General features: G+C 27.4%; 11 protein-coding genes. 9 read left to right on the top strand and 2 right to left on the bottom strand.

From position 1 onward, the window contains the following. Positions 1–9: 9 nt before the first annotated feature. Positions 10–1,461, bottom strand: a complete 1,452-nt coding sequence (locus LN42_RS03710; protein ID WP_014296181.1) for an alpha-amylase family glycosyl hydrolase — start codon at positions 1,459–1,461, stop codon at positions 10–12. Between the two features lie 60 nt (positions 1,462–1,521). On the opposite strand from LN42_RS03710, the gene LN42_RS03705 reads away from it, so the two are divergent. Further along, positions 1,522–3,267, top strand: coding sequence for an HD-GYP domain-containing protein (locus LN42_RS03705; protein WP_075780380.1), 1,746 nt, complete (start codon positions 1,522–1,524; stop codon positions 3,265–3,267). Between the two features lie 23 nt (positions 3,268–3,290). Here the strand turns inward: LN42_RS03705 and LN42_RS03700 are convergent, their stop codons facing one another. Then, a complete protein-coding gene (locus LN42_RS03700; protein WP_014296179.1) occupies positions 3,291–4,472 on the bottom strand; it encodes an S-layer homology domain-containing protein in 1,182 nt (393 codons plus the stop codon). A gap of 209 nt (positions 4,473–4,681) precedes the next feature. Here LN42_RS03700 and aspS point away from each other — a divergent pair, with 209 nt between their 5' ends. The 8 genes from aspS (at position 4,682) to LN42_RS03660 (ending at position 13,690) form a co-directional block, all read left to right on the top strand. Beyond that, positions 4,682–6,442 carry an aspartate--tRNA ligase gene (gene aspS / locus LN42_RS03695; RefSeq protein ID WP_014296178.1) on the top strand — a complete coding sequence of 587 codons (1,761 nt, stop codon included), beginning with the start codon at positions 4,682–4,684 and terminating at the stop codon, positions 6,440–6,442. An 11-nt stretch (positions 6,443–6,453) separates the two neighbouring features. Beyond that, positions 6,454–7,122, top strand: coding sequence for a (d)CMP kinase (gene cmk / locus LN42_RS03690; protein WP_014296177.1), 669 nt, complete (start codon positions 6,454–6,456; stop codon positions 7,120–7,122). 5 nt (positions 7,123–7,127) lie between these two features. Then, on the top strand, positions 7,128–7,979 hold the full coding sequence (gene ispH / locus LN42_RS03685) for a 4-hydroxy-3-methylbut-2-enyl diphosphate reductase (protein WP_014296176.1): 852 nt from the start codon (positions 7,128–7,130) through the stop codon (positions 7,977–7,979). Next, a complete protein-coding gene (locus LN42_RS03680; protein ID WP_014296175.1) occupies positions 7,972–9,531 on the top strand; it encodes a S1 RNA-binding domain-containing protein in 1,560 nt (519 codons plus the stop codon). The genes ispH and LN42_RS03680 overlap by 8 nt, the downstream gene beginning before the upstream one ends. A 15-nt stretch (positions 9,532–9,546) precedes the next feature. Then, positions 9,547–10,878: a ribosome biogenesis GTPase Der gene (gene der, locus LN42_RS03675; RefSeq protein ID WP_014296174.1), complete on the top strand. Its 1,332-nt coding sequence runs from the start codon at positions 9,547–9,549 to the stop codon at positions 10,876–10,878. 13 nt (positions 10,879–10,891) lie between these two features. Then, positions 10,892–11,488 carry a glycerol-3-phosphate 1-O-acyltransferase PlsY gene (gene plsY, locus LN42_RS03670; protein ID WP_014296173.1) on the top strand — a complete coding sequence of 199 codons (597 nt, stop codon included), beginning with the start codon at positions 10,892–10,894 and terminating at the stop codon, positions 11,486–11,488. An 83-nt stretch (positions 11,489–11,571) separates the two neighbouring features. After that, positions 11,572–13,242, top strand: a complete 1,671-nt coding sequence (locus LN42_RS03665; protein WP_198029634.1) for a hypothetical protein — start codon at positions 11,572–11,574, stop codon at positions 13,240–13,242. Continuing rightward, positions 13,232–13,690, top strand: coding sequence for a lipopolysaccharide assembly protein LapB (locus LN42_RS03660; protein WP_041638471.1), 459 nt, complete (start codon positions 13,232–13,234; stop codon positions 13,688–13,690). The genes LN42_RS03665 and LN42_RS03660 overlap by 11 nt, the downstream gene beginning before the upstream one ends. The last annotated feature ends 13 nt before the right edge of the window (positions 13,691–13,703 follow it).

Genomic DNA, 13,703 nt, shown 5'->3' with positions numbered 1-13,703 from the left:
CACCTCCGTTTAATTTTTTATATTTTTTATAATTATTGTAGAATGTCCATTGAGTTTTATAATGTTTTTGTTTTTTACAAAAGAACCATTTAATAGCTGTATTTCGGTATTTTTGATGTTTATATTTATAGGTTGATTTTTAAAATTATGATAAACATCAAATTTGTTGTTTTTACCTATTAATGAATACGAAATAAAGTATCTGTTGTTTCTTATATTATCTATTCTGGCATTAGAAAGCCAGATATTGTCTTTTCTAAATTTAATTAATGTTTTTATATAATTGAGAAGACTGTCTATATCATTTCTTTCTGATTCGTATGAAATATTTGAATATGGCGGGTTATATTTACAACCTTTCCATTCCGTTTGACCGGGTCCAAATCCGTTTTCATACCATTGAAATGGTTCTTGAGAATCTTCTGTAAAGTTTACATCTAAGTTTAATCCTTTCATTCCTAGCTCTTCGCCATAGTATATAAATTGATATCCTGGAAGCGTGAATAATATTGAATAAGCTAATTTAACTTTATTGATGTCGTTATTTAATTCTGAAACAAGGCGATTCATATCATGATTTGTTAAAAAGTTGCCTGAAACAGATTCAACATTCCCCTTTATATAATGGGATAATGTATTTTTAATGCCTTTTACCAATAAATGGGGATCTTGAAACTTTACAGCATCTTTTATTTCATAGGATAATGGAAAATTAAATTCGATATCAAATAGTCCATGATATTTTTTAACCACCTCTGGTGAATCCCAGATTTCACTAACAATAATGGAATTTTCATTTATAGATTTTATATAATCCACCATTTCCTTCCAGAATTTAATGGTTTTTTCATGTTGATATTCAAATTTTCCTTTTTCTATATTGTAATCAAAGATATGTTTTGCTGCATCCAGTCTGAATCCATCAATTCCAAGATCTAACCAGAATTTAAAAATACCTTTCATTTCTTCCCATAACTCAGGATTTTCGAAATTTAAATCTGGTGAGGAAGAGCCAAATAAACCATAGAAATATTTATCTTTGTATTTAAACCATATTGGACTGTTGTCCCAATGTCTCTTTTCGTTTATATCTGTTTTTTCATTTTGCCATACATAATAGTCGACATATTTTTTATCTCCATTAATAGCTTTTTGAAACCACTGGCATTTTACAGAAGTGTGATTAATTGGGATATCTAAAATAATTTTTATATTTTTTTCATGTGCTATTTTTATTAATTTTTTTAAATCATCAAAATTACCGTATAAAGGATTTATCGAATAGAAGTCAATAATAGTATAGCCATGAAAAGAAGCTGATTTCATAATTGGTAATAACCATATTCCATCTATTCCCAGTGTTTGTAAATAATCCAATTTTTGAGTTATACCATTTAAATCTCCAATTCCGTCATCATTTGAATCAAAAAATGAACGAACAAATAATTCATAGAAAATCATTTAAATCCCCTTTCATAATTTATGATATAATACATATTGAGACTATTATGAGGTGATAATATGAAACAAAAATTGACCATGTATAAAATAACGATTATATATATTCTCGCATTATTAATTTTAATTTTCTCCTCTTTCCTTATCATATCATCTTTTTTGAAACAAAAGGAGCAAATAGATAAATTTTATGAAAATATCAAATTAACAATAGAAGTGGTAGATTCCATAATTATAAATGATTTTGAAAATGAAATAATTGATTTTGTTTATTCACAAGAGAATACAAATATTATTGAAGAAGTGGAAAAACCAGAAAGAATAGAAAAAACAAAATTCCTTAAAAATATATATGATGTTAATTTATATTATATAGTTTCTGAAAACCCTAAACCTATATTTCTTTTAATATATAAAAATACATATAAGTATATTAGTTTAAATTTTGAAACGTTATTTGATAACAGATTTCTCAATATAAATCTGTTTTTTGATTATTATATAGTTGATAATTATGGAAATTTTATATATGGAAACAGAGATTTATATGAAAAAAATAAAAAAGAAATTTGTGTAAAAAAAATTTGTAGAAGAGATGGAACTTATTTGAGTGATTTTGAATTTTTTAATTTAAAAAATGAAAATTTATTAAAGATTTATACGTTTTATAAACCGAATATTTTTGGGTTTATAAGAGATTATGCACAAACTATTTTGTATACTTTTATTCTGGTATTTTTATTTGCACTTGTGTTTCATTATATTATTTATAAATATATTACAGGAGTTTTTAAGGATAATGTAAAAAAAATAAGTGAGATACATATAAATTATAATACGGGTAAAATTTTAAAAAATGAATTTGAACCATCAAAAGTAAAAGAATTTGATGAAATATTTAATTTATTTAACGAGAAGATTTATTTGCTTGAGAAACCTATTGAAAATCTTTTAAAAGAGAATAAGTATTTAAGAAATGAAAATGAAAAATTATATAAAGAAAATGCAGGGATAATAAACTTTTTATCGGCATTTAAAAAATTTTCATATGGAAAGATTACATATCAAAATTTTAAATTTGAAGTAAAAAAGATAATTGAAGATATGACATTTGAATCTGAACCTTTAAAAGAATCATTAAATTTTCTTTTTAATGATTTAAGTATAAAAACAATTGAAAATGAAAATTTAAAAAGAAATTATTTTGAACAACTGGAAATTTTGTTTAGCGTTCTTGGTGTTTTGGCTGAAATAAAAGAATATAATTATAAGCATGTGGAATTAATGGGAGAAATTTCTATTTTAATAGGAAAAAAAATAAAAATGAAAGAGCCACAATTAAAAAATCTGTATTTAGGTGCAAAAATACATGATCTTGGAAAAAGCTATATTCCAGATAGCATTTTATTAAAAAAAGAAAAACTAACAGATGAAGAATGGGAAATAATAAAAAAACATCCTAAAATAGGATTTTTATTGATAAAAGAAATTTCTTTAAAGCCTTTTTCAACAGCTGCAATGATTATTATTTCTCATCATGAAAGATGGGATGGAAAGGGATATCCATATGGAATAGAAGGAGAGAGTATTCCAATAGAAAGTAGAATAGTGAGTATAATAGATACATTTGTTGCGTTAATTACAGAAAAACCGTATAGAAAAGCATATACATATTCTGAAGCATTTAAAATAATAGAGTATGAAAAAGGAAAGAAATTTGATCCGGAATTGGTTGATGTGTTTCTTGAATCAAAAGAAGAAATAATAAATATAATCCAGGAAATAAAAAATAAAAAAGCCGTGTTGTGAAACACGGCTTTTTTATTTTTTTATTACAATGTAAAAGCGATAACAACAGCTCCAATTGAAATTAATACAGAGATAATTCCTAATGTCTTGGCAAATCCAGCGTCTTTCTTTAATTGATCATTATTGCTTGTGCTATCTGAAATATCTGCTTTTAATTCTTCGATTTTTTCGTTAAATGTTTTTGCAGTTACATAATTTGATAATTTTGTATCTAAAGCAGAAACTTCAAGATATCTTGTTAAATCTGTTTTTAATGCATAATCTTTTAAGTCTCCTAAAGTTGCATATTTTTTAAGATCAGAAAGCATAGCATAATCTTTCAATGTATCTTTAGTAACATAATTATCCAATTTTGTATTAAATGCATTTATTGAATTAGCATTTTCATCAACTTTTGATTTTAAAGAAGATAATTCCATTTCTAAAGCTTTGAAATCTTCTGATTTTACAAATCTGGTTTCTAAATCAGAAATTTTTGCGTAATCGGAAAGATATTCTTTTACTGTTGCTTCAACATCATCTTTTGTTGCAAATTTGTCATTTAAATTCATTATTTCATTATTATATTTTTCTTCTAAAGCAGCAACTTTATTAGCGAGAACTCCTAAAGTTTCCATTGCTGACTTATTTGCTGATAAATCTTTTTTAACGCTTTCAACTGAAGAATAAAGAGCTTTTAATTCTGCAACCTGTGATTCTAAAGATTTAATTCTTGCATCGTAAGTTGAAACTTCTTTTTCTACAGCATCTGTTTTTGAACTTAAAAAGCTTAATACGTCATACGCACTTTTTAATTCATTTACGGAATTTTCGAGTTGTGTAATTTTTGAGTTGAATTCTTTTGTATCCATATTTAACAATTGAGCTTTTATCATTGCATTGATTTCATCTTTTGATAATCCCTGTTGTTTTGATAATTCGTTAACCTTTTTATCTAATTCAACAACCTTTTCAGCAAGAGTTGCAAATAACTGTTGTTCAACATACTTTAATGCTCTATCTAAAGCAACAGTTAACTGATATCTGTTTACCTGAGATAATCCCTGATATGTTCCATCTGGAAAGCCTTCTATAATTCCAAGTGAAGATAACCTTTCAATTGAATCGTATGCCCAGTGATTTACAGGGACATCTTTATATGTTGTTGCAGCAAATGATGCTACTGCCAATGCTAACGCCATAAGAATGATTAATAGTTTTTTCATCCTATACACCTCCAAAAAATTTTATTATTTTCTTAAGTCTCATATCTTATTTTACCACAAAAATCAAAAAAAATGGTAAAATAAATTGGTATTTTTAGACATATTTTTATGATATACTTATAAAGAAAAATTTCTTCACTGTTATTTTCCCTGTAAATATAAGAAAAATCCTAAATTTATTATATAAAAATCTATCTGGAGGTGTTTAAATGAAATTAAAAAGAACACATAAGTGTGGGAATTTAAATTCATCAAATATAGGTCAGGAAGTTATCCTGAATGGTTGGGTTGAAAGAATAAGGGATCTTGGAGGAATTAAATTTGGATTGTTGAGAGATATTTCTGGAAAGGTTCAATTTGTTATAGATCCTGAAAATAAAGAAATTTATGAAATTGCAAAAACAATAGGAAATGAATATGTAATAGCTATAAAAGGTGTTGTAAGAAAAAGACCTGACGATGCGATTAATAAAAATATGCCAACTGGTGAAATTGAAATTGACGTAAATGATATGGAAGTATTATCAGAATCAGAAACTCCGCCTATTTATGTAAATAAAGATGAGGAAATTTCAGAAAATCTAAGATTAAAATATAGATATCTTGATTTAAGAAAGGATAGAATGAAAAAAAATCTTGTAATGAGGCATAAGGCTTTACAAATTGTAAGGCAATACCTTTCTGAAAATGACTTTTTGGAAATAGAAACACCATATTTAACTAAAAGTACCCCTGAAGGTGCAAGAGACTTTTTAGTGCCATCAAGATTAAAACCAGGTAATTTCTATGCATTACCTCAGTCACCACAATTGTTTAAACAATTGTTAATGGTTTCTGGATTTGATAGATACTTCCAGATTGCACGATGTTTTAGAGATGAAGACTTTAGAGCAGATAGACAGCCTGAATTTTCACAAATAGACTTTGAAATGTCATTTGTTGAAATGGATGATATTTTAACACTTACAGAAGGGTTATTAAAAAAATTATTTAAAGAATTATTAGATTATGATCTTGAAACACCTTTAAGAAGATTTACATACGATGAAGTGATGAATAAATATGGTAGTGATAAACCAGACACAAGATATGGCCTTGAAATTAATGATTTTAGCGAAGACTTTAAAGAAACAAAAGCAGATTTCATAAGAAAAGTGATAGAAAATGGTGGAAAAATCAAAGGAATAGTTTTATCTGAAAAAGCAGATAAATTCTCAAGAAAAAGAATAGATGAATATACAGAATTTGCAAAATCAGTTGGTGCAGGTGGACTTATCTGGATAAAAAATGAAAAAGGAGAAGTAAAATCTTCAATTAAGAAAATAGCTGAAAATGAAATCAAAAATATATTTGATAAAGGTCTTATAAAAGATAACGATATAGCTTTCTTAATTGTTGGAGAAAATGAAGAAGTGAATAAGATTTTAGGTCATATAAGGGTTAAATTAATAAAAGAAGAGATGGAAAAGAAAGATGGATTTGATGTATTATGGGTTGTAGACTTTCCAATGTTTGCATGGGATGAAGAAGAAAACAGACTTGTTGCGGAGCATCATCCTTTCACAATGCCAAAACTTGATGATTTTGAAAAATATGCAGATTCAGATCCATTGAAAATAAGAGCTCAATGTTATGATCTTGTTATAAATGGGTATGAAATGGCAAGTGGTAGTATAAGAATTCACAGAAAAGATCTTCAGAATAAAATCTTTGAAATGATAGGTTTAAGTGATGAAGAAATAAATGAAAAATTCGGATTCTTGATTGAAGCATTTAAATATGGTCCTCCACCACATGGAGGAGCCGCAATAGGATTTGATAGATTAATTGCTGTAATGGCAGGAGAGGATTCAATAAAAGAGGTTATAGCCTTCCCGAAAACAGCAAGTGGTTCAGATCCTATGACAGAAGCTCCATCGGAAGTTTCTGAAAAACAATTAAACGAATTAAAGATAAAATTAGATTTATGAGGTGACATGGAATGAGCAAAACATTCAAAGTGGCAATTGATGGACCAGCGGGTTCAGGAAAAAGTACTATAGCAAAGGAAATAGCAAAGATATTTAATTTATATTATCTTGATAGCGGTGCATTATATAGAGCTTTTGGGTATTTCGTAAAAAAAATGAATTTTGATTTATTTAATGAAGATGATATAATAAAAGCATTGAAAGACTTTGATATAAAAATAATTGATGGTGAATATTATCTTGGTGACGAAAAGCTTGGAATGCAGATTCGAACGCCTGAAATTGGAAAAGCAGCTTCTATAGTAGCTAAAAATGAAAAAGTAAGAAATAAGGTTAATGAAATATTAAAATCACTTTCGAAAATACATAATGTTGTTATTGATGGAAGAGATATTGGAACAGTGGTATTACCTGATGCTGACGTGAAAATCTTTCTTACAGCATCAATTGAAGAAAGAGCCAGAAGAAGATATAAAGAATTACTTGAAAAAGGGAAAAATGTAAATTATGAGGAAATTTATAAAGAAATAGAAAAAAGAGATATTGCTGATTCCACAAGAGATATAGCTCCATTAAAACCTGCTGAAGATGCAATAACCGTTGATACTACTGGGAAAGATATTAAAACCGTAGTTGATGAAATTAGTAAAATAATAAATAAAAAAATAAATCAGGAGTGAATTTTGTGGAAATAAAATTAGCCTCAAAAATAGGTTTTTGTTATGGTGTTCAAAGAGCATACGAAAAAGCAGTAGAGCTTTCAAAAAGTGGTGAAAAGGTATATTTATATGGAGATCTTGTTCATAATAATGAAGTAAAAAAAGATTTGTTAAATAGGGGAATTTTATCTTTTGAATCTTTGGATGTTTTACCGGAAGATTCCGGAGAAGCAATTTGTATTATCAGGGCTCATGGTGTTCCCAAAAAAGATAAAGAATATTTAGAAAAGAATTTTAAAAAAATAGTTGATTTAACCTGCCCTATTGTTGAAAATGTTTTTAAATATGCATATGAAATGCAGAAAAAAGGATATTTTATAGTTGCATATGGCAAAAAAGAACATGCTGAAATGATAGGATTAAAAGGAAACATAGATGAAGAAAAAGTTATTATTTTAAGAGAACCTACATATGTTAAAAGCGATAAAATATGTATAATTACTCAAACAACCATGGATTATAATAATTTCAAAAATTTTTCCTCAGAAATGGTAAAATTATGCGATTATAATGAGATTTTAATTAAAGATACAATTTGTTATGAAACGAAAATCAGAGAAAATGAAGCAAAAGATATTGCAATTTGGGCAGAATTTGTTATAATAATAGGCGGAAAGCATAGTTCCAATACGCGAAAGTTATATGAAATTTCAAAAAAATATAATGAAAATACGGTTCATATTGATTCGGTTAATGAGTTAAAAGAAATGCAGATTACAAAACAATATAATAGGGTGGGAATTCTTACAGGGACTTCCACACCAAATAAATCATTAGAAGAAGTCATTGAATATCTAAGGAGGGGTTTTGATGGTTGAAGACAAAAACGAGTTTGAGAAGATGCTTGATGAAGTAAGTGAATTTCATATAAAAAAGGGGGAAACATTAACTGGTGAGATTATTTCCATTAGTTCTGATGGAGTATACGTTTCTGCGCCAGGGAAAGCATTTGATGTTTATGTGGGAAAGGATTATTTATTAAAAAATATTGATGAATATAAAAAAGGTGAAAAAATAAAGGTAAAGCTTTTAAAAATTAATGATGCAGAAGGACAGGCTTTTGGTTCTGAAAAAGCTGCAAAGAAAGACGAAATAATTGATGAAATTGTAGAAGGTAAAGTAGTAAAGGGAAAAATCAAAGAAAGAGTTGAAAAAGGATATATAGTAGAACTTGAAAATGTTGTAAGAGCATTTTTGCCAGGCTCTCTTGCAATGTTAAATCCAAATGAACCATTTCCAAGAGAAGAAATGGATTTTCTTGTAATTAAAAGAGAAGAGAGAAGAAGAAGATTAAATATTGTAGTTTCAAGAAAAGGATTGGTAGATAAATATATCGAGGAATTTTTCAATACACATAATTTAAATACACTTGTTGAAGGTGTAGTTACGGGAATAAAAGAATTTGGATTATTTATAAGTTTAAATCCATACATTACAGCATTGGTTCCAAAAAGCGAAATTTCCTGGGATAAAAAAGTTGATATAAATGAAATGTATAAAATAGGAGACAAAGTAAAAGGTATAATTATAAAACTTGATAAAGAAAATAGAAAAATTTCTGTATCAGTAAAAAGATTAAAAGACGATCCATGGGAAACAGTAGAAAAAGATTATCCAGTTGATTCAATTGTAGAAGGGGAAGTTATAGAAATATTTCCATTTGGATTTGCTGTAAAATTAGGTGAAGGTATTGAAGGATTGGTACATGAATCAGAAATTTTCTGGTCAGGTAAAAGGAAAATTGAGGATGTTGTATCAGTTGGAGATAAAGTGAAAGTAAAAGTTCTCTCAATTGATAAAGACAAAAAGAAAATCACATTAAGCTATAAACAGGTTTTAGGAGATCCATGGAAAGATATTGATGAAAAATTGCATGAAGGCGATATTGTAGATGGAGTGGTAGAAAAAATATTACCAAATGGTTTGATAATAAAACTCGATAATGAATTAACAGGATTTTCCCATGTTTCAGAATTATCCTGGAATTTTGTAGATAATGTTGAAGATTTATTTAAAGAAGGAGATAAAGTAAAAGTAAAGGTTTTACATGTAGATAAAGAAAATAGGAAAATAAAATTAAGTGTAAAACAGGCAAAAGAAAATCCATGGAAAAAGGTATCAAATGAATTAAAAAATGGTGATGAAATTTCAGGTAAAGTGGTAAAATATGTTGGAAAAGGTGCTGTAATTATCGTTGATGAATATGAAGTAGAAGCATTTATTCCAAAATCAAAGATAAATCTTGAAGAAAATCAGGATATAAAAGATGTATTGGAAATTGGAAGTACAGTAAATGGTAAAATAATTAAAATAGAATTTGAAGCTGAAGATCAAAAAGGAAGTATGGTTGTTAGCTTATTAGAAGAATAAGAGGTGATTAAATAAATGAAACCAGTTGTACTAATCATTGGGAAACCAAATGTAGGCAAATCAACTTTATTTAACAGGTTGATAAAAGAAAAAAAAGCAATAGTAATGGATATGCCAGGTGTAACAAGAGATCAAATATTTAGTGAGGCACGCTACGATGGGCGTGCCTTCACCTTAGTTGATACATGTGGTATTTTTGAAGAGCCTACCAATGAATTAGAAGCTATTGCAAAAGAAAAAGTTATGAATTCGCTTGAAGAAGCGGATTCAATAATATTTGTAATTGATGGAAGAAATGGATTAACCGCAGAAGACTATTATCTTGCAAACACACTTAGAAAAATAAAGGATAAAGTAATTCTTGTTGCAAATAAGGTTGAATCATATGAAAAGTTTGAATTAAACGTATTGCCAGAAATTTATAAATTAGGATTTGGAGAGCCAATTCCAATATCTGCTGAACATAATAAAAATCTGGATGAATTAATAGAAAAATTATTTGAAAAAATTCCAGAGCATATGGAAGAGTTAGAAGAAAATGATGAAGATATTATAAAGGTTGCTCTAATTGGGAGAGCAAATGCCGGTAAATCCTCATTATTTAATGCAATTACAGGTATTGAAAGAGCAATAGTTTCAAATGTTCCGGGGACAACAAGGGATACAATAGATGAATTAGTGGAAATAAATGGACAGAAATATCTTTTTGTTGACACAGCAGGATTAAAGAGAAAATCAAAAACCAAATACGGCAGTGTGGAAATGTATAGTACTGTTAGGACTATACGTGCAATTGAAAACTCAGATGTGGTGGTTCTTTTAATTGATGCAACAGAGGGAATTACTCAACAGGATAAAAAAGTAATAGGAACTGCTGAAAATAGAGGTAAGGCTACAGTTATAGCATTTAATAAATGGGATTTAGTAAAGTATCACGATAAAAGAGTGGAAGAATATTTAAAAATGTTTGAAAAAGAATTATATTTTGTAAATTATAGTCCTGTTGTATTCACTTCTACAGTAAAACATTGGGGAATAGAAAAACTTATGGATGCAATTAACACCGCATATGAATCATATACAAGAAGAATACCAACAAGCGCTTTAAATGCGGCATTGGAAAGATTTATGATGGTTTCTCCACCACCAGTTAGAAAAGGAAAAAGAATAAAGATATATTATGGAACTCAGGTTGATGTAAAACCACCGGTATTTACATTTTTCAGCAATATGCCTCATGAAATACCAAAATCATATCAAAGAGCTATTCAAAATATGATACGTAGATATATAGATCCATTTATTGGATCCCCTGTATTTATAAAATTTAAAAACCGTAAGAAATAATGAGGTGATTAAATTGTCTTTGATATTATGGATAATTTTTGGATATTTATGTGGTTCTATACCTTTTAGTTATATTATGGCAAAAATAAAAGGTATAGATATCACCAAAGTTGGAAGTGGAAATGTTGGAGGAACAAATGTTTTAAGAAGTGCAGGGGCTTTGCCTGGAATATTAAGCATGGTTCTTGATGCAGCTAAGGCATTTTGTCCAACATTTTTAGCCTTTAAATTTTCTGGAAGTATAGCTTATTTAGTGGCATTAGCTGCTGTATTAGGGCATTTGTTTCCGATATGGTTAAGATTTAAAGGTGGTAAAGGAGTGGCTTCCACTGTTGGTACGTATTTTGCATTAAATCCTACAATTGGATGGTTGTTTTTTATGATATGGCTTCCTATAACGTTAATTACAAAATATGTATCGCTGGCCTCTATAGTTACATTAACAATACTTGGATTTGTTAGTTTCCTTTTTTCAAAAGAATTGGGAATATTAAATCTTACCCTTGCAGGGTTAAGTGTATATATGCATAAAGCTAATATTCAGAGATTAATTAATGGAAATGAAAGAAAAACAGATATCATAGAGATAATTAAGAAATCGGTAAGATAATGAAAAATAAGTTTATTATTCTGATATTTCTTATTGTACTAACTATTTTTGCATATTCTCAAAATTTAACAGAAAGCGAAAAAATGGCTCGAAAATTATTTTCCGAGAGCCTCCAGGCTTTTTTTTCTGGTAATAGATATGAAGCAAGATTAAAGTTATCTGAAGCAATGACCAATGAAATTTATTTAAATGATGTTCCATATTTCTGGTATTACGCAGCAAAATTAGATTTATTGCTTGGACAGATTGATAAAGCACAGGAAGATTTAAACAATATTTTGTTTTTTGCTCCTTCCAATAGCGAAACAATATCGCTTAACAAATTTATATCGTCTCTTAAAACATTTGGCGTAGCAGAGCATCCTGAATTAAAAGTAAAAGAATTATTTAAGGTAAAAAATATAATTAATTCGAACGAAAAGTTTTATATTATAAACGATTTTGAAATAATAAATGAGTATATATATCTTCTTGATGTTCAAAATAAATTGATATATTATACAAATGCTAATAATACAGTTGAAGGCTGGATAAAATTAAATGAAATAATTTCCGATGATTTTGAAGCGATAAATATATATTATGATGATAGAACAGATTATTTTTATATTTCAGGAAATACAGGATTATATTTAATGAAGAATTTTTCCAAATCGAATAAATATGTGTTTACAAAAATTAGTTCCTTAAAGAATCTATTATTGTTTGGAATTGATAAAGTGGGAAGGTTCTGGGTATTTTCAAATGAGAAAAATAGTGTTTTAGAGTTAGATTATACTGGAAAAGTTATTGAAGAGTTCAAAATGTCTCATGATGAATTTATTACTTCAGGTTCATTATTTGATGGTGAGATTAAGCTTTTAGATATAAAAAACAAAAAATTGCTATATTTTTCTATTTTTGAAAAAAAGATTGTAAAACAATATATTTTAAAAAACAAGCACCTTCCATATAGTATAGCCTCTTTGCCGTTTAATATAACTTTGATATCTTTTATGAATGATAAGACATATTTATTTGAAGATGGAAAATTAAAAGAATTCTATAAATTTCCATATCTATTAAAATATAAAAATGGTGTAATAACCAAATTTGACTATACCAAATTTCAGGCTTCGCTTGATATGGTGGATTTTGAAAGTGAAACATTACCGTTTTACATATTTATATATAGCATAGCATTTAATACAGAAAAAATGAAAATAGACTTAAAAATTAATACTGTTTATCCAGGAAATAACTTTATAGAATTTATAAGTAAAAAGATTTATATTACCGATTCAGAGGGAAGGTATGCGTTTAATTACAATAAAAGTTTAGAGAAACCGAATTTTTATTATTTTGATAATACAGAACATCTATTTCTTGAAATGTTACCAAAAATAAAAAATGATTCTGTGGTAATTTTAAATGATGAAGAAAATTCAGACATAAATAAATATGTTAATATAACAAGTATAATACCGTTTATATTTACAAATACATCGTTATATATAGTAAAAAATCAATATATAACAGAACAAACTCAAAATTTGGTAAAATTAACAGGTGGAGCAATTATTCCTAAAGAAGATTTTGGTTTATTTGAAAAATACATAAAAGACTCAAAAAAGATTATTCAAAAAATAAATTATAAAATATTCCCTCCAATTGCACCGGGTATTAGACCGGTAAGAATCTTTTTACATATTGGGAATAAAGTGATAACAGATACTATGTATTATTATTCGGAAGGTGTTGGAATTGCAGAATAAAAAAGAAATCAATTATTATATCAGTATAGCCAATATGGCATTAAAAGAAAGTAATGTGGATTTTGCCATTGAAAATTATGAAATGGTGTTAAAAGATGAACCGAATAATATAATAGCCTTACATAATCTGGGTGTATGTTATTTAATGAAAAATGAATATTCCAAAGCGGCCGATTTTTTTAGAAAAGCTATAAATAATGGTTTTAACTCTGAAGAGACAAATTTTTATTTAATGAAAGCATTATTTGAATCTGGAAAATATGAAGAATGCATTAAAATAAAGGTTAATGAAATGTATTTTATGGAAATGAACATGTTATTATTAAGATCATATTTAAAATTAAAGGAATTTTCTAAAGCCAGTGAAATATTGAATTTGTTAAAATTAAATGGTTTTTCCAATCAGGAATTAAATCTTATAGAGCAAATAATTAAAATAAAAAAATAAATATAGCGGGAGG

Origin of the sequence: Marinitoga sp. 1137, from assembly GCF_001941525.1 — a bacterium.
Classification (GTDB): domain Bacteria; phylum Thermotogota; class Thermotogae; order Petrotogales; family Petrotogaceae; genus Marinitoga; species Marinitoga piezophila.
Note: the sequence above shows the minus strand (reverse complement) of the source record. Positions and strands in the feature narration are given on the sequence as shown.